At 65.1% G+C, this 14,860-nt stretch carries 14 protein-coding genes and 1 pseudogene; 4 read left to right on the top strand and 11 right to left on the bottom strand.

Annotation, left to right across the window (positions count from 1 at the left end; all coding sequences use genetic code 11):
* Positions 1-43: 43 nt before the first annotated feature.
* A pseudogene (locus BLIN9172_RS13480) lies at positions 44-817 on the bottom strand (GMC oxidoreductase); the annotation flags it as partial.
* Between BLIN9172_RS13480 and BLIN9172_RS13475 the strand changes: the two are divergent.
* The 3 genes from BLIN9172_RS13475 to BLIN9172_RS13465 all read left to right on the top strand — a co-directional run bounded on the left by BLIN9172_RS13475 (position 768) and on the right by BLIN9172_RS13465 (position 2,659).
* Positions 768-1,310 carry an IclR family transcriptional regulator gene (locus BLIN9172_RS13475; protein ID WP_101555521.1) on the top strand — a complete coding sequence of 181 codons (543 nt, stop codon included), beginning with the start codon at positions 768-770 and terminating at the stop codon, positions 1,308-1,310. The pseudogene BLIN9172_RS13480 and the gene BLIN9172_RS13475 sit on opposite strands and share 50 nt — an antisense overlap.
* A 151-nt stretch (positions 1,311-1,461) precedes the next feature.
* On the top strand, positions 1,462-2,247 hold the full coding sequence (locus BLIN9172_RS13470; protein WP_101555520.1) for an SDR family oxidoreductase: 786 nt from the start codon (positions 1,462-1,464) through the stop codon (positions 2,245-2,247).
* 82 nt (positions 2,248-2,329) lie between these two features.
* The gene (locus BLIN9172_RS13465) at positions 2,330-2,659 is read left to right on the top strand and encodes a putative quinol monooxygenase (protein WP_025777470.1); all 330 of its coding nucleotides are present in this window, start codon (positions 2,330-2,332) and stop codon (positions 2,657-2,659) included.
* Between the two features lie 183 nt (positions 2,660-2,842).
* Here BLIN9172_RS13465 and BLIN9172_RS13460 read toward each other — a convergent pair whose 3' ends face one another.
* From BLIN9172_RS13460 to BLIN9172_RS13415, 10 genes are all read right to left on the bottom strand, one after another.
* A complete protein-coding gene (locus BLIN9172_RS13460) occupies positions 2,843-3,343 on the bottom strand; it encodes an NADPH-dependent FMN reductase (protein WP_101555519.1) in 501 nt (166 codons plus the stop codon).
* A gap of 242 nt (positions 3,344-3,585) precedes the next feature.
* The gene (locus tag BLIN9172_RS13455) at positions 3,586-4,527 is read right to left on the bottom strand and encodes a putative endonuclease domain-containing protein (RefSeq protein ID WP_145997963.1); all 942 of its coding nucleotides are present in this window, start codon (positions 4,525-4,527) and stop codon (positions 3,586-3,588) included.
* Between the two features lie 329 nt (positions 4,528-4,856).
* Complete coding sequence (locus tag BLIN9172_RS13450) at positions 4,857-5,555, bottom strand: helix-turn-helix domain-containing protein (RefSeq protein ID WP_240812152.1); 699 nt, start codon at positions 5,553-5,555, stop codon at positions 4,857-4,859.
* Positions 5,556-5,564: 9 nt separating this feature from the next.
* Positions 5,565-7,079, bottom strand: coding sequence for a tripartite tricarboxylate transporter permease (locus BLIN9172_RS13445; protein ID WP_101555516.1), 1,515 nt, complete (start codon positions 7,077-7,079; stop codon positions 5,565-5,567).
* A 9-nt stretch (positions 7,080-7,088) separates the two neighbouring features.
* Entirely contained in the window at positions 7,089-7,721 is a 633-nt protein-coding gene (locus tag BLIN9172_RS13440) for a tripartite tricarboxylate transporter TctB family protein (RefSeq protein ID WP_101555515.1), read from the bottom strand.
* The gene (locus tag BLIN9172_RS13435) at positions 7,718-8,782 is read right to left on the bottom strand and encodes a Bug family tripartite tricarboxylate transporter substrate binding protein (protein ID WP_101555514.1); all 1,065 of its coding nucleotides are present in this window, start codon (positions 8,780-8,782) and stop codon (positions 7,718-7,720) included. The genes BLIN9172_RS13440 and BLIN9172_RS13435 overlap by 4 nt, the downstream gene beginning before the upstream one ends.
* Before the next feature lie 69 nt (positions 8,783-8,851).
* The gene (locus tag BLIN9172_RS13430; RefSeq protein WP_101555513.1) at positions 8,852-10,036 is read right to left on the bottom strand and encodes a CaiB/BaiF CoA transferase family protein; all 1,185 of its coding nucleotides are present in this window, start codon (positions 10,034-10,036) and stop codon (positions 8,852-8,854) included.
* Position 10,037: 1 nt separating this feature from the next.
* Positions 10,038-10,985 (bottom strand): hydroxymethylglutaryl-CoA lyase, encoded by a 948-nt coding sequence (locus tag BLIN9172_RS13425; RefSeq protein WP_101555512.1) that lies wholly within the window; start codon positions 10,983-10,985, stop codon positions 10,038-10,040.
* 156 nt (positions 10,986-11,141) lie between these two features.
* A complete protein-coding gene (locus tag BLIN9172_RS13420) occupies positions 11,142-11,396 on the bottom strand; it encodes a dihydrofolate reductase family protein (RefSeq protein ID WP_101555511.1) in 255 nt (84 codons plus the stop codon).
* 72 nt (positions 11,397-11,468) lie between these two features.
* Complete coding sequence (locus BLIN9172_RS13415) at positions 11,469-12,749, bottom strand: CaiB/BaiF CoA transferase family protein (RefSeq protein WP_101555510.1); 1,281 nt, start codon at positions 12,747-12,749, stop codon at positions 11,469-11,471.
* 206 nt (positions 12,750-12,955) lie between these two features.
* Between BLIN9172_RS13415 and BLIN9172_RS13410 the strand changes: the two genes are divergently transcribed.
* Positions 12,956-14,755 (top strand): hypothetical protein, encoded by a 1,800-nt coding sequence (locus tag BLIN9172_RS13410; RefSeq protein WP_101555509.1) that lies wholly within the window; start codon positions 12,956-12,958, stop codon positions 14,753-14,755.
* Positions 14,756-14,860: the final 105 nt, after the last annotated feature.

Here is a 14,860-nt window from a genome sequence, read left to right as displayed (position 1 = left end):
CCGCGGAGTGGCAACCACCCAGACGATCAGCCGAAACCTAGCCTCAAACCTCCCCGGTCCGCAGCGCCTCGGCGATGTACTCGGCCTGCCGGATCGCCAGTGCCGCGATCGTCAGTGTCGGGTTCGCCGCGGCGCCGGTGGTGAACACCGATCCGTCGGAGATGAAGAGGTTCTTCACGTCGTGGGTCCGGCCCCACTTGTCGACGACCCCGTCTTCGGGACGTTCGCTCATCCGCGCCGTGCCGAGGTTGTGCGTCGACGGGTACGGCGGAGTGTGGTGGGACGTCTGCGCCCCGACCGCCTCGTAGACTCTCTGCCCTGCTGCGTAGGCATGTTCGCGCATCGCCAGATCATTGGTGTGATCGTAGTAGTGGACGTTGGGCACGGGCAGTCCGTTCGTGTCCTTGACCGTCGTATTCAGCGTCACCCGGTTGTTCTCCTGCGGCATGTCCTCACCGACGATCCACATTCCCGCGGTGTTGAGGTACCGGTCGAGCAGCGCCGCGAAGTCCGGTCCCCACCCGCCGGGTTCGACGAAGGAGGCCATGAATGCCGGGCCCAGCGAGATCGTCTCCATGTAGTAACCACCGGAGAATCCGCGGTCGGGATCATGGATCGACTCGTCGGCGATGACCCCGGCCATCGTCTCCCCGCGGTACATCCGAACGGGCTTGGCGAAGTGACCCCACACGGTGCCGGTCAGGTGGCGCATATAGTTCCGTCCCACATGGCCGGAGGAATTCGCCAACCCGTCGGGGAAGGACGGTGTGCCGGACAGCAGAAGCAGCCTCGGCGTCTCGATCGAGTTGCCAGCAACTGCCGCCTATTTCGCGATCTATCGCGGTTCGGACATCATCCTCACCTACTGCTCCGACTGCGAGAAGCACCCGCGACTGCGGCCTCTGCGCTTCGGTTTCCACGAGGCGGCGCACGCCACCGCTTTCGGCAAGATCCTCCTGGCCGGAATGCCCGAACCCCAGCGCACCGATTATCTAGAGGCGCGCGGAATGCAGGTGCTCACCCCCCAGACGATGATCAGCCGGGAGGCCCTCGACCCTCACCTTGTCGAGGTGGCCACCCGCGGAATCGCCTGGGAGCACGAGGAGTTCCTGCCGCGTCAGACCTGCGCGGCCGTGCCGGTGCGCAATGGCACGGGGATGCAGGTCGGGGCGATGGCGGTCAGCACTCCCTCATCGAAGATGACGGGACGGGCGAAGTTGGTCGAGTCGACCCTGCGTGAGCATGCGGGCCTGGCATCGAGCTACCTGCGCGGCGGTTCGGTCACCGTCCCCGTCGTCGAGCACGCGTGAGCAGCGACTTCCCGACGGTGACCATTTTCCCCTCAGCCGGCTCCGCGTGACCCCCAGCTTTATCGCCACATGAGAAGAACCGTGTCCTCCGACTGCCGACTCTGCTGAGAATGATCGTGCTCGCTCACGGTTGAGAACTCAAGGAGGAGAAATGGGCACGAACAACAGCGTCGCAGTGGTGACGGGATCCGGTCGGGGAATTGGTCAGGGCATCGCGCAGAGGCTCGGAGCCGATGGGCATCATGTCATCGTCGCCGACCTGCCGACCATGCACGACAGCGTGGCGGAGACAGTCACAACGATCGAAAGCGCAGGCGGGAAGGCCACCGGCGCCGAAGTGGACGTCACGGACGAGGATTCGCTGAGCCGCCTAGTCAAGGTGGCCGTCGACGCAGGAGGGAAACTCGACGTCTTCGTCGCGAACGCCGGAATCGCTCAGGTCGAACCCCTCATCGACTATTCGAAGGCCGACTTCGAGACGATCGTCGACGTCAATCTCACCGGCGTCTTCCTGTCGTATCAGGCCGCGGCGAAGCAGATGATCGAGCAGGGCAACGGCGGCAAGATCATCGGCGCCGCCTCGATCGTCGCGTTCCGTCCCTTCGCGCTGCTGTCACCGTATTCGGCGACGAAATGGGCGGTGCGCGGACTGACTCAGGGAGCTGCGATGGAGTGGGCCAAGCACGGCATCACCGTCAACGCCTACGGGCCCGGCATCGTCGGCACCGCGATGTGGGATCTCATCGATGAGAAGCTCGCCGCCGAGGAAGGGCTGGCCAAGGGTGAGGCGATCAAGAAATATGCTGGTGACATCCTCATGGGCCGGGTGTCCGTGCCCGAGGATGTCGCTAACCTGGTGTCGTTCCTCGCCAGCGAGGACTCCGATTACATCACCGGACAGACCATGCTCGTCGACGGCGGAATGCAGTTCTCGTAACGTTGTCGCTGAGAGCAGAAACCGACACCGCCACACCCACATCTCCACCCGAGAGAACAACCACAGAGAGAAGGAAGAAGACATGATCTTCATCGTCGTAAAGTTCCCCGTCAAGCCCGAACTGGCCGACCAGTGGCCCGAGCTGACCCGCGAGTTCACTGAGGCGACCCGTGCCGAACCGGGCAACAAATGGTTCGAGTGGTCGCGCAGCCTCGATGACCCGAACGAGTACGTCCTCGTCGAAGCCTTCGACGACGATGCCGCGGAAGCGCATGTGAAGTCCGATCACTTCCAGGCCGCGACCGCCACGGGCGGGCCGATGCACTCCGCACTGACAGCGACCCCGAAGATCATCTCCCGTCAGATCGACGGTGATGATTGGGATGCGATGGGCGAGCTGCAGGTCGACTGATCCTCCACCGAGGCGGCCGTCCCCGATCGGGACGACCTCACCCGCCGAGACAGCCGCGCGGGTCCGCTGATGCGTTCAGCGGACCCGCGCCAGATTCCAGGCACCGGCAAACTTAACAGCTTGGTGAACCTGCAATAGCTCGGCCCCTGCACCGAGCCGCCGCAGGTTCACCAAGCTGAACGATCACTTCTGCGGCAGGTACACTTTCTGGCTCTCGACCCAGTCGTCGAGCACGGCCTCGCGATCCTCGAACTTCTCGGTCAGGAAAGCAAGCCCCTTCGTCGGCACACTGGCGCCGAGTTCGACGAGCAGCGGTCGCAGGGTCGTCTCCACCGCCAGGGTGTGCGCGGGGGAGCCGATCGTGAAGACCGGGATCGCGGTCAGCCCATGCAGACCGCCAGCGTCGTACCGGTCGAGAAACGCTTTGAGCAGTCCGGTGTAGCTGGCCTTATAGGTCGGCGTGGCGATGACGGCGTAGTCGGCGGTGGCCAGACGCTCGGTGAGTGTGTTGAGGCGGTCGGACTTCCAGGAGAAGATCTGGTCGGTCACCTCGGCGAGTTCGATGGTTTCGTCGATCTCGGATCCGGTCACCTCGGCGATCTTGGCGGTGAGGTCTTCGGCAACTTGGCGGGTTCGCGAATTTGGGCTCGGGTTGCCGACGACGACGGCGATGCGTGTGGTCATATGGGGCCCTCTCCTCGAGTGTTCACCGGGTCATTGCGCCCAGACACCCACACTAGAAGCGGTCAGCCATTGCGAAAGCACTGCCGTTCATCTGGCGTCATCGCAGTGATGCTCGGGATCGCACACGTGGTTCCCCGAATCAGCGGGAACAGATTGTCGTTTCACGGCGCGAAAATCTACATTCTGCTCCCGCAGAATCGGACCGAGCCGGCTCCGGCCGACCACCCGCGACCGACCACCTGCTATCTGCCGCCACCGCCAGCTTTCTGCTCGAGGTGATACCGAATCTTCCGCTCAAGCTCCGCCCTGCTCATCTGGCTCGTCACCCTCAGCACCTCCCACCCCTCGTGCCGCAGAGCCTCGTCTCTGGCGATGTCACTTGTCCATTGTGATTTGGACAGCAGGTGGTGTTCACCTTCGTATTCGAGCGCCAACTTCACGTGGGGATAGCCCAAGTCCGGCTCGACTGTGCGGTTGAGCAGACGACAGTAGACCCGTGGATGGACCACAGGTTCCGGCAGTCCACGGCTCAGTGCCCACAGTCGAAGGTTCGTCTCCTGCGGCGAATCTACGTCTTCCCTGATCAGTGACAGTACTGAGTCGACCTGCGCTCGCTGCCTCAGGTAATTCCGCTGTGTGATCTTCGTCCTCAGGAACTCGAGGCTGCACAACGGCGGTCCGTGCCATCCGCCGACGATCGCATCACCGAGGGCAACGAGCTCGTCACGGGTCAGCTCGGCGCTGAGATCGAGGAAGACCCCGACCGGCGAATGCATCGGCAGCTCAAGCCAGTACCCGGCTTCCTCACGCGCGTGTCGGCGCACGGTCGTCCCCTTCCGCGCCACCTTTCTGCCCGGGTCGAAAGTGACCAGGTGCAGATGCTCATCGATGAGTCTGTGCGGCAGTGGCAAACCGAACAGTCGCGCGGCCGTGGCACCCCCTGCGACGATCCCGGGAACGACCATGGTCATCGCCCTGAGCCGAAGGCTCTCCTCCATCCACTTCTCATCGGCCCAGCTCGGAGTCGGGTGCTCGACACATCGCACCTCATCCCGGCGGATGCCCGCCGTGACGGCACTGAAACGCGGGTCATACCGCAGATGATGCCGGCTGATCCCCCGTTCCTCGGCCTCACTGGTTCTGAAGAGTGACGGATAGCTGCGTTGCTCGATGAGGAGGTCCATGACCAGTAGGAGAGTCGGATACGCTCCCGACCGCAAGGCACCCACTTCCACCCTGTGGACGCCGCTGACGTCTCCACAGGGCGCCGACACGCGAGTCCGGAGCCGTCCACAGCTCTTAGACGCACGAGTGACGCCACCTTCCCTTCCCGCCAGAACCGGGCCTTCAGGCAGATTCTTCAGGATTTCCCGGGAGAAGAATGCAGAGATTCCGAGCTGAAACCGACATTCTTCTCCCGCCGAAGCCCAGGCCCCCGCCGGAAATGCTTGCTCTACCCACAGGCATCAGCGCTTGAGTGGGCACTCGCACCCTCCGGCAGGAAGGAACAGCCCTACTCCCCCGCCTGCTTCCGCGCGCCGAGTGCCAGTCGGGCGATGTCGCGCAGCACTTCGAGCTCCTCACTGCCGTCGAGCACCGCCCGCAGCTCGACGGCGGCCCGGCTGAGCAGGGTGCGGTAGGCGCCGGCGACATTGTCCGGCTCCCGGGTCAGCGGGTAGGACACGCAGAGGGCGAACACGATCGCACCGACGGTGAAAGCCACACTCGCCGAGGCGGTCCCGGCCACCCGTGCCTGCTTCGTCGCGTAGAACTCCGCCGGATTCCCCGGACCGCACAGCGCCAGGGCCGCCGAGCCGCCGTCGACGAGCGGCAGCACCGCCCCGACTCCGCGCGAGACGCGCAGCTCGTGGTCGGCTTCGACATTGCGCACGCACACCCGATCCTCACCGACGCGGACCCACAGCTGCACGGACTCTCCGGTCATCGTCCGCAGATGGTCGAGCACCGAGTTCGTCGTGGCGATATTGCGCCGACCCGGGAACGGCCCCAACCGAAGCAGCCCGGACGAATCACGGACGATGAAATTGTGCTCCCGCAGGTCGTTCAGCAGCCGGTACGTCGTCGACTTCGAATAGCCGAGGCGGCGGCACACCTGTGCGGCGGTCATCGGCGAGTCCTGGAGGACGGCGAGGATGGCCGCACTGCGGTCGATGACACCGATCTCCGCCGGCGCCTGCTGAGAGCTCTTCATCCCCATTCCTCACGACACCGTCACATCGGCGAGCAGCTTCCGCCGGGACACCCACCACCGGAAGACGATCGGCCCCACGATGCCGAGCACCATGAGGATGATGATCGACAGCGACACCGGCCTGGTGACCAAGGGCGCGAACGTTCCGCCGGAGATCTGCAGCATGCGCCGGAAGTTGTCCTCGAGCAGCGGCACGAGCACAAGTGCGAGGATCGCCGGGGCCAAGGGGATCCCGCCCTTCTCCATGAGGTAACCGATGACTCCGAAGATGCCGAGCATCATCAGGCCGAACAGGCTGAATTCGATGGCGTAGGCACCGATGACCACGAGCACGAGGATCGCAGAGAAGAGGATCTCCTTCGGCATCTTCAGCAGTTTGACGAAGACCCCGACCAGCGGCAGGTTGAGGATGATGAGCGCGATGTTGCCGATGTACATGCTGGCGATGATCGTCCAGATCAGACCGGTGTCGTCCCGGAAGATCAGCGGCCCGGGCTGCAGACCGTACATCGTGAACACGAAGAGCAGCAGCGCCGTCGTCGCCGAACCCGGGATGCCCAGGCTGAACAGCGGAATCATCGCACCGCCCACACCGGCGTTGTTGGCCGCCTCGGGACCGGCCACGCCTTCGATGGCGCCGTGACCGAATTCGTCCTTCCGCTTCGAGATCCGCTTCTCCATGATGTAGGACATGAACGAGGCCAGCGAGGGACCGACGCCGGGCAGGATGCCGATGATGAAACCGAGCACCGAACCGCGGGCCCACGGCCCGGTCGACCGCTGCCAGTCCTGCTTCGTCATCCACTTGTCTTCGCCGAAGCCCTGGATCTCGTCCTTGGCCCCGCGCCCGAGCGCGAGGTTCCGGATCGCCTCGGGGATGGCGAAGAGCGCCATCGCGAAGATCGTGAAGTCGATCCCGTCGGAGAGCAGATCGACGCCGAAGGTCTGCCGGGGCAGTCCGGTCTGGAAGTCCAGCCCGATGAGGCCGACGGCCAGGCCGATGAAGATCGAGATGAGCGCTTTGGCCCGCGAACCCGCCGACATCGTCGACGCGAGCAGCAGGGCCGTGGCCATGAGCAGGAAGTATTCGGTGGCGCCGAAGACGTTCGCGAGTTTGACGAGCACGGGCGAGAGGAACGTCAGCCCGATGATCGCCAGGGTCCCGGCGAGGAACGACCCGATCGCCGCGGTCGCCAGCGCCGCCTTGCCGCGACCTCGGCGAGCCATCTCGTAGCCTTCGATCGCGGTCACCGCACTGGCGACCTCACCAGGGGTTTTGATGAGGGTCGCGGTGATCGAGCCGCCGTACATCGACCCGTAGTAGATTCCGCACAGCAGAATGAGACCGTGGACCGGTTCCATGCCGAAGGAGACCGGAATGAGGATCGCGATCGCGGAGATCGGTCCGATTCCCGGCAGCACTCCGACGACGGTGCCCAACAGCACGCCGAGGAGGGCGAAGGCGAGGCTGGCCGGCTCCACCGCCGAGGCGAAGCCGCCTCCCAGATCGATGAGAGTATCCATGTCCGCCCCCTAACCCAGAATCCCGACAGGCAGGTACACGGCGAGTCCGTAGACGAACGCCGCGTAGACCAGTCCCGCGAAGACGACGGAGAAGATGAGATTGCGGATCCACTTCTCCGGCGAGTAGATGCTCGTCAGCCCCATGAGGAACGCCGCCGTCGACAGCAGGAAGCCGACGGGGATGAGAACGCCTAAATAGACGAAGAAGAGCGCGAACTGGAACACGACCTTGCGTACCTGCGGCTCCGGCGGAGCATCGAGGACGACCCCGCCGACCGCTTCGTCCGTACCGGCCGTCTCCAGGGACGACTCCCCCGCCGAGGCGGCGCTGCGGTCCGCGTCTCCGCTCACCGAGGCGGTCCCGCCGCCCGCGCCGGGGCCGGGCACGGACCCCGTGCCCGCCTCAGCGGACCCCGCGGACCCGGGCCCCGCCTCGGCGAGGGTGTCCTTCCGGTGCCGGACGACGGCCTGGCCGGCGAGGAAGAGGCCGAGCACGACGAGCCCGATGCCGACGATGGCGGGGAAGGTGCGCGGGGTGACGATGTTCGCGGTCTCCTGGATGGAGAACGTCGCGATGTAGTAGACCGCGCCGATGACGGCGATGGCGCCGCCGGTGACGAGGTCGGTGCGGTGAGCGGTCATTTGCTGTTGCCCAGGTCGGTTTCCTTCACGCCTTCTTCCACCGTCTTCGCAGCGTCGTCGACGTAGGCCTGAGCCTCGTCTCCGGTGTGGAATTCGGTGGCCCACTGGTTGTTCTTCACCGTCTCCTGCCAGGCGTCGGACTTGCTCACGTCCTCGAGTGCTGTGGCCCAGAAGTCCACGGCCTCCTGCGGCATTTCGGCGGGTCCGTAGACTCCGCGCCAGTTGCCCAGGGTGACGTCGTAGCCGGAGTCCTTCGCAGTGGGCACCTTGTCGAATGGCGCCGCCAGGGGTTCCTGGGCGAAGGTGACGAGAGGTTCGATGTCACCGGCTTCGATGACGGAACGGAACTCGCTCATTCCGGCGATGGCGACCTTCGCATCGCCGTTGAGCATGGCGGTCGTCTGCTCTCCGCCGCCGTCGTAGTTGACGAAGTTGATATCGGCCGGGTCGACGCCGGCTTCCTTCGCGAACAGGGCGAAGGGCAGAGTGTCGTCTCCGGCGGCCGCGACGGTGACCTTCTGCGGGTCGTCCTTGAGCGCCTTGACCAGGGAGTCGAGGTCCTTGAAGTCCCCGTCCTTCGGGGTCACGACCATGAAGTCCTCGACGTAGAGGGTGGCGATGAGGGTTGCGTCCTCGGGGCCGAACTTGCACAGCTTGCGCGCCTTCATCGTCTGGCTGGCCAGGGAGGTGATGGCGATCTGGTCGTCCTTGCCCTTCTCCTGCTGCATCATCGATGTCAGCCAGGAGCAGCCGGTGCCGCCGGGTTTGTTCTGCACGGGCAGCGGGGTGGAGACGATGTCTTCCTTCTGCAGCGCCTCGACGAGGGCACGTGCGGTGGTGTCCCAGCCGGATCCGGGTTCGGCCGGAGCGGTGACCGAAACCGGCCCCTTCGGATAGTCGCCGCCCTCGCCCGGGGGCTGTGCCTTGTTTCCGCAGGCGGTGGCCACGAGGGCGACCGAGGCGAGCACGGCCCCGATCGTCGCCGCGCGCTTGCGCGTCTTCGCCTGTCCTGTCTTCGCCGAGGCGGCTGTCCGTGTCCGTGTGATCGTCGTTGATCGCATGAGCTGTTCCCCTTGTGTGTTCGGTTCTCGATATTTGGTGGTGTGCTGGTGGTGACTCTGACTGAGCTGTCAGTCCAGACGGTGCGTCTCGGGCTGGGGTCCGTCGACCGGTGGACCCGTCGGCACCGCCGGGCCGTCCCGATAGTGGCTGTTGTGGCGCCCCGGTTCCGGCACATCGCTGCGCAGTCCGAGCCGGTTCCCGTCGAAAGTCAGCGGCAGCAGCGGCACATCGACGCTCGCCCCCGTCGGCAGCCCTGTGTGGGCGAGCGCTCCGGAGGCGACGAGGTGCGGATCGTCGGTGAGGTCGGCGGGCGTGTTGACCGGGGCGACAGGGAGTCCGCGGCGCGTGCATTTCTCTTCGATCTCGGCCAGGCTCAGCTGGGACAGTGCCTGTTGGAGTTCTGAATGGATGCGGTCGCGTTGGTCGACTCGGCCCTGGTTGGTCAGCATGTCCGGGTCGGCGGCGAGTCCGGTCAGTCCGAATTCGTCGCAGAGGTCGCGCCATTGCCCATCGGAGACGGCGGCGACGAAGACCTGGTTGTCGTCGGCGTCGCGGAAGATGTCGTAGACGGCCCAGGTGGCCTGTCGGGTCGGCATCGGGCGGGGTGGTTCGCCGCTGATCTGGGACTGTGCCATATGCGTGCCGACGAGGAACGCGTTGTTCTCGAACAGTGCGGAGTTGATGAGTTTTCCGCGGCCGGTGGTCTCGCGCACCCGCAGTGCCGACTGGATGCCGATGACGCCGAACATTCCGCCCATGATGTCGTTGACGCTGGCGCCGGCGCGCAGCGGCTGCCCCGGCGGGCCGGTCATATAGGCCAGTCCGCCGAGCATCTGCACGACCTCGTCGAGGGCGGCCCGGTTTCCGTAGGGGCCGGAGAGGAATCCCTTGAGGGAGCAGTAGATGAGTCCGGGGTTGCGGGCGGACAGCTCCTCGTATCCGAATCCGATCGATTCCATCTTTCCGACGCGGAAGTTCTCGAGCAGGACATCGGCGGAGTCGATGAGGTCGAGGACGCGGTCACGGTCGGCCGCCTCGGCGATATCGAGTTGGACGCTGTGTTTGTTGCGGTTGAACGCGGGGAACAGCCCGGATCCGGACCCGGGCAGGTAGCGGGTCTTGTCGCCGGCTCCGCGGGGTTCGACCTTGATGACCTCGGCGCCGAGGTCGGCCAGGATCATCCCGCAGCTCGGCCCCATGACCATATGGGAGAACTCGATGACGCGGATGCCTTCGAGCGGCAGCGGTTCCATCTCAACCCCTCGCCGAGGCGGCCGCGAACCGGTCGTCGAAGACCGCGGGGGTGGCGGGGATGTCCGACAGGCTCGAGGTCAGGTCGTGGCCGACGGCGGCGATGAGGGGGTCGCGCACCTCGGTGAGCGCTTCGACGTCGACGCCGGTGGCCACGCCTTCGCGGTGGAGGAGGTGGACGAGGTCGTCGGTGCCGATGTTGCCGGCAGCGCCCGGGGCGAAGGGGCAGCCGCCGAGTCCGCCCATGGCCGCGTCGAAGTTCGAAATCCCCAGGTCGAGGGCGGCGGCGACGTTGGCCATGCCGAAGTTGTAGGTGTCGTGGAGGTGGAGGTTGACGGATTTGCCCGGGAAGGCGGCGAGGACCGCCGAGGTGTTGCGGCGGACCAGCGATGGGCTGGCGTTGCCGATGGTGTCGGCCACCCCGATTCCGTGTGCTCCGGCGTCGACGAAGGGGCGGAGGACCTCGACGAGGTGGCCCGCCTCGGTGATGCCGTCGAAGGGGCAGATGAAGCTCACGGCGGTCGTGATGTCGAAGCGAAGTCCCTGGTCACGGGCGAAGACGGCGGCATCCATGAGGCGGTTGGACGCCTCGGCGATGGAGGCGTCGGAGTTCGCTTTCGAGTGTCCTTCGGAGGCCGAGAGCACGAGTTTGATGTTCTTGGCGCCTGCGTCGACGGCACGCTGGGCGCCCTTGAGGTTGAAGACGAGGGTATAGAACTCGACCCCGTCGGCCTCGTGCGGTGCCAGACGGCGCAGCAGTTCGTCGGTATCGGCCATCTGCGGGACCTTCTTCGGATTGACGAAGGAGCCGACCTCGATGTGCTTGAGTCCCGAGCCGATGAGCTTCTCGGCCAGGGCGACCTTGACGTCGGTGGGCACGATCGCCTTTTCGATCTGCAACCCGTCGCGCAGAGTGGTGTCGAGGATGTCAACAGTTGTGGGCCGGACCATGGGACTCCTCTACGCATGTTCCCGAATAACGGGAAACGAATCGTCGCCGCGCTCCAGTGTGCGGCGTCATATTCGTTATACATGGCCCTCTGTGCGCGAAACAGAGTTTGTTCGGCATATGAGAGGGCAGTGGGAATTGCCTGTATTGAGTCCCGTTTATCGGGAAGCCTTAGTCTTCGGCCGGTATGTCTGGATCGCGTGACCTGCGTCGAGTTCACTGCGATCGACGAGTTCGAGGTCGACGACGTTGCTCAGTCCGGCGAAGAGGTAGGTGATGCGGCCGAAGATCAGTCCGTCGGCACGCTTGAGATTGTTCGCATGGTGGCGGTGGAAGTCGTCGCTGATGACTCCCACGCGATGATCGCAGCATCCGTCGACGGTGACGTTGATCGAGTACCTCAGCTCGCCCATGGCATAAGAATAGACCTGGGGTGTCGCCGCGGGAAGAGGTCGTCGGAGACAGCCGTGGCACGGTCGTGGCGTTCAGTCCTCGCCGCCGTCCTGGTCTGGCTCCGGGGCTGCATTCTGCTCCGGTGCCAGCCCCAACCACGACAGCACTTCGTCGGTGTGCTCGCCGAGGTCAGGCCCGAGGTGATCGATGGGGACCGATTCTCCTCCGATGACCGGAGTGATTCCCGGGAACGCGACGTCCTCCAGGACCTCCTCGCCGGTGGACACGTCGAGGTTCTGGATCATGCCGCGGGCGGCGAGCTGCTCATCGGCGACGAGGTCTTCGGCCGTGTAGATGGGCCCAGCCGGAACGCCCACTTCCTCCAGAGACTTGACGACGTCCTCGACCGAGCGCTGCGCGCACCATGCGCCGATGGCTTCGTCGAGTTCGTCGCGCCGCTGCCAACGGCCGGCATTCGTCTGCAGGTCGGCATCCTCGGCGAGGTCGGGACGCTCGATGGCCGTCATCAGTCGGCCGAAGATTCCGTCCCCGTTTCCTGCGATGACCACGGATTTCCCACCGGCGCAGAGGTAGCCGTTCGAGGGCGCGATGCCTTCCATCCGTCCGCCGGTGCGGGTGCGGACCTCGCCGAATGCGGAGTAGTCGGGGACGAGGGATTCCATCACGGAGAACATCGCCTCATTCAGCGCGACGTCGACGGTCCGCTCCGACAGCGGACCCTTGCCTTCGAAGCCGTGCGCGGATCCGACGACCGCCTCGGCGGCTCCGGCGATCTTCTGTCGCTGTCGGTCGAAGAGCATCATCACGGCGCCGAACGCCGCCTGCATTCCGGCGATCGAATCCCCGATCGAGATGCCCACGCGCACCGGTGGGCGGTCCGGGTCGCCGACGAGTTCGCGGAAGCCGGAATATCCTTCGGCGACGGCGGCGAATCCGGGCCGGGACGACATCGGGCCGGTCTGGCCGAACGCGGAGATCCGCACGAATACGAGGTCGGGGTTGGCGGCTTCGAGCACATCGGGCCCGAGCCCCCACTTCTCGAGGGTGCCGGGGCGGAAGTTCTCGAGCAGGATGTCGCTGCGGCGGACGAGTTCGAGCACGGCCTCGCGGCCCTCGTCGCTGCGCAGGTCGAGCACGACGGACTTCTTATTCCGGTTGATCGTGCGGTAGAGCATCGAGGTGGTCCCGGCCTTGAGCCGCCAGTTGCGCAGTTCGTCGCCGGTGTCGGGGCGTTCGACCTTGATCACCTCGGCGCCGAAGTCCGCGAGCATCCGCCCGGCGGTGGGTGCGGCGATGTAATTGCCGAGTTCGAGGACTCGCACACCGGAAAGGGGAAGTCGGTGCGTGCTCATGACGATGCTCCTAGTTGTGCGTGGGTCGGTTCTCCCATGGTGCCAGGTACAGGGGCCACATTCCCGGATATCCGCATCCGGGAATCTCGAATGAGTGGCATCGCAGGCCGCTCAATGATCCCGTCGCTGTCGGCCAGGTCAGTACATAGTTGGCAGCCGGGCCAGGCCGCTGTCGACCAGAGCCGGTCCCCGGTAGCGTAGAGCCCATGACTCCGCCTCCCGGTCCATTCGATCCCTCGCACGCTGACGAGCCCGAGCTTCTCGACCTGCTCGACAATGCCACCCGCAGCGAGAGCCCGCTGATGCTGCTCGACATTGCGAGCAGCATGGTGGCCTCCTTCGACGACTCCGATCTCGATGACACCGACGCAGACGGCGCGGACCCGACGGAAATTCCACCGATTCGCGAACTCGCTCTGCAGATGCTCGAGGCCACACCGAAGGAGACCGAGCCGCTGGTGAGGATCTGGGCCCAGATGCTTGACGATGAGCTTTTCGGCCGTCGCATCGCGAAGATGCTTCCCACCCCGAGCACCAAGCGCCTGCCGGAATGGATCCGTCGCGCCGAGGAGATCAAACCCTTCCGTGCGGCCGCACTCATCTCGCCGGTGAAGATCGAGGAGACGATCCTGCTCGAGATCTCCACAGCCGGCCGATCGGTGACTCTGGCAGTGGGAGTGGACCGCAGCGGCTCACCGTATCTCGAAGATGCTTACCTCGCCGACGGCCCCCTGTCGAATATCGTCGAGTTCAGCCGAACAGAGCTCGAACTGCCCGTCGACGAGGTCACGCTCAGCCTCGCCGATGCCGGTGCCAGGCTGAGTGAGGCGTTCGAGATGAGCACGCACATGTTCCCGCCGATCGAGACCGAAAGCTGGCCGGGCACTCGGCCGCTGCTCGAATGGATGCTGCGGAAGCTTCCCGAAGGCGGCACCGGCTACGAGATCAGAACGTGGGAGCCGGAAGAGATCGAGGAACTCGTCGCGGACTTCCGCGCCTCGCCCTTCGCCGAAAGCCTGACCGAGGAGGAGATCGGTCATGCCCATCTGCTCTTCGAGTTCCAGTGCAACTACGGCAACAACGATCCGCTGAGATGGTCGGGCACTTTCGTCGAACGCCTCATGTGCGACCTCTACCCGCGCAAGGTGATGTCACCCGCAGACGATCTGCTCCTCATGCCCACCGCCCTGGCAGCGCTCGTCCGCTATGCCAACGATCGCAGCGGAGTCGATCCTGTCTTCACGGAGAACGCTCTTAACGCGATCGATGACAACCGGGAGGAATACACGGCTCAAGTACGCGGCGACCGGCCCGAAAGCACGAGTGCCCTCTTCGCGCGCCTGCTCACCGGAGTCGATGACGACACTCTGCCTCTGTCGGAGCCTGTGTCAGATCTCGGTGATGAGTTTGGTGGGGGATCGTTCTTCGGCGATCAGGCTTCGATGCTGGCCGAGATCTTCATCGGCAGCGGAGCCGAAGCGGTCGGCGGCATCGAGGCTCTGCAAGCACTGACCGATGAGCCGCTGCCCGGCGAAGGCCTCGACACTGCGGGCGTGGCCGACGACGTTGTCGACCGCCTCAACTCGTTTGTCCCGGAGATCCGTCGAATCGCGGACGAGGTGTTCGGAGAGCCGGAGCTCGCGACATCCGCGCTGCGATTCTTGGCGGAGATCGGACGAGGCGATCCCACAGTCTTCCGCCGCCGCCTCGCCGACCGCACTCTGCTCGCGGCACTGTTCTGGATCGTCGGAAAAACCAATAATCTCTTCTCCGCCCAGTGGAGCAGCGAAGGCGACGTGACAATCGGAAAACTCCAGCGCCACCTCGGCGTCTCGAGTTCACCGAAGCCGACTGCCGAGAAGATGCTGCATGCCGCCGGCCACGAGCTCTCCGACGTCGAGGTTATCCTCGGCGATCCGCGCTATCTCATCTCGCGCAGGCGGCGGCGCATCATCGCAAACCGGGACACGTACTGGGACGATCTTCCGGAGGACTGGGAGTACTGAGGGTCCCGGCACAAACGACCTCTTCATCCCGCGTCGCGAAGACATCAGAGCACTGGCCCTCGTGTGCTCGGTCCGGCTGAACAGCAATTGTGACTTGAGCGAACT

Origin of the sequence: Brevibacterium linens ATCC 9172, assembly GCF_900169165.1 — a bacterium.
GTDB classification, from domain to species: Bacteria; Actinomycetota; Actinomycetes; order Actinomycetales; family Brevibacteriaceae; genus Brevibacterium; species Brevibacterium linens.
Note: the sequence above shows the minus strand (reverse complement) of the source record. Positions and strands in the feature narration are given on the sequence as shown.

Bases quoted from the DNA above. Each gene is read 5' to 3' on its own strand.
- BLIN9172_RS13470 (WP_101555520.1), top strand. From the start codon at position 1,462: ATGGGCACGAACAACAGCGTCGCAGTGGTGACGGGATCCGGTCGGGGA.
- BLIN9172_RS13465 (WP_025777470.1), top strand. From the start codon at position 2,330: ATGATCTTCATCGTCGTAAAGTTCCCCGTCAAGCCCGAACTGGCCGAC.
- BLIN9172_RS13460 (WP_101555519.1), bottom strand. From the start codon at position 3,343: ATGACCACACGCATCGCCGTCGTCGTCGGCAACCCGAGCCCAAATTCG.
- BLIN9172_RS13455 (WP_145997963.1), bottom strand. From the start codon at position 4,527: ATGGACCTCCTCATCGAGCAACGCAGCTATCCGTCACTCTTCAGAACC.
- BLIN9172_RS13450 (WP_240812152.1), bottom strand. From the start codon at position 5,555: ATGAAGAGCTCTCAGCAGGCGCCGGCGGAGATCGGTGTCATCGACCGC.
- BLIN9172_RS13445 (WP_101555516.1), bottom strand. From the start codon at position 7,079: ATGGATACTCTCATCGATCTGGGAGGCGGCTTCGCCTCGGCGGTGGAG.
- BLIN9172_RS13440 (WP_101555515.1), bottom strand. From the start codon at position 7,721: ATGACCGCTCACCGCACCGACCTCGTCACCGGCGGCGCCATCGCCGTC.
- BLIN9172_RS13435 (WP_101555514.1), bottom strand. From the start codon at position 8,782: ATGCGATCAACGACGATCACACGGACACGGACAGCCGCCTCGGCGAAG.
- BLIN9172_RS13430 (WP_101555513.1), bottom strand. From the start codon at position 10,036: ATGGAACCGCTGCCGCTCGAAGGCATCCGCGTCATCGAGTTCTCCCAT.
- BLIN9172_RS13425 (WP_101555512.1), bottom strand. From the start codon at position 10,985: ATGGTCCGGCCCACAACTGTTGACATCCTCGACACCACTCTGCGCGAC.
- BLIN9172_RS13420 (WP_101555511.1), bottom strand. From the start codon at position 11,396: ATGGGCGAGCTGAGGTACTCGATCAACGTCACCGTCGACGGATGCTGC.
- BLIN9172_RS13415 (WP_101555510.1), bottom strand. From the start codon at position 12,749: ATGAGCACGCACCGACTTCCCCTTTCCGGTGTGCGAGTCCTCGAACTC.
- BLIN9172_RS13410 (WP_101555509.1), top strand. From the start codon at position 12,956: ATGACTCCGCCTCCCGGTCCATTCGATCCCTCGCACGCTGACGAGCCC.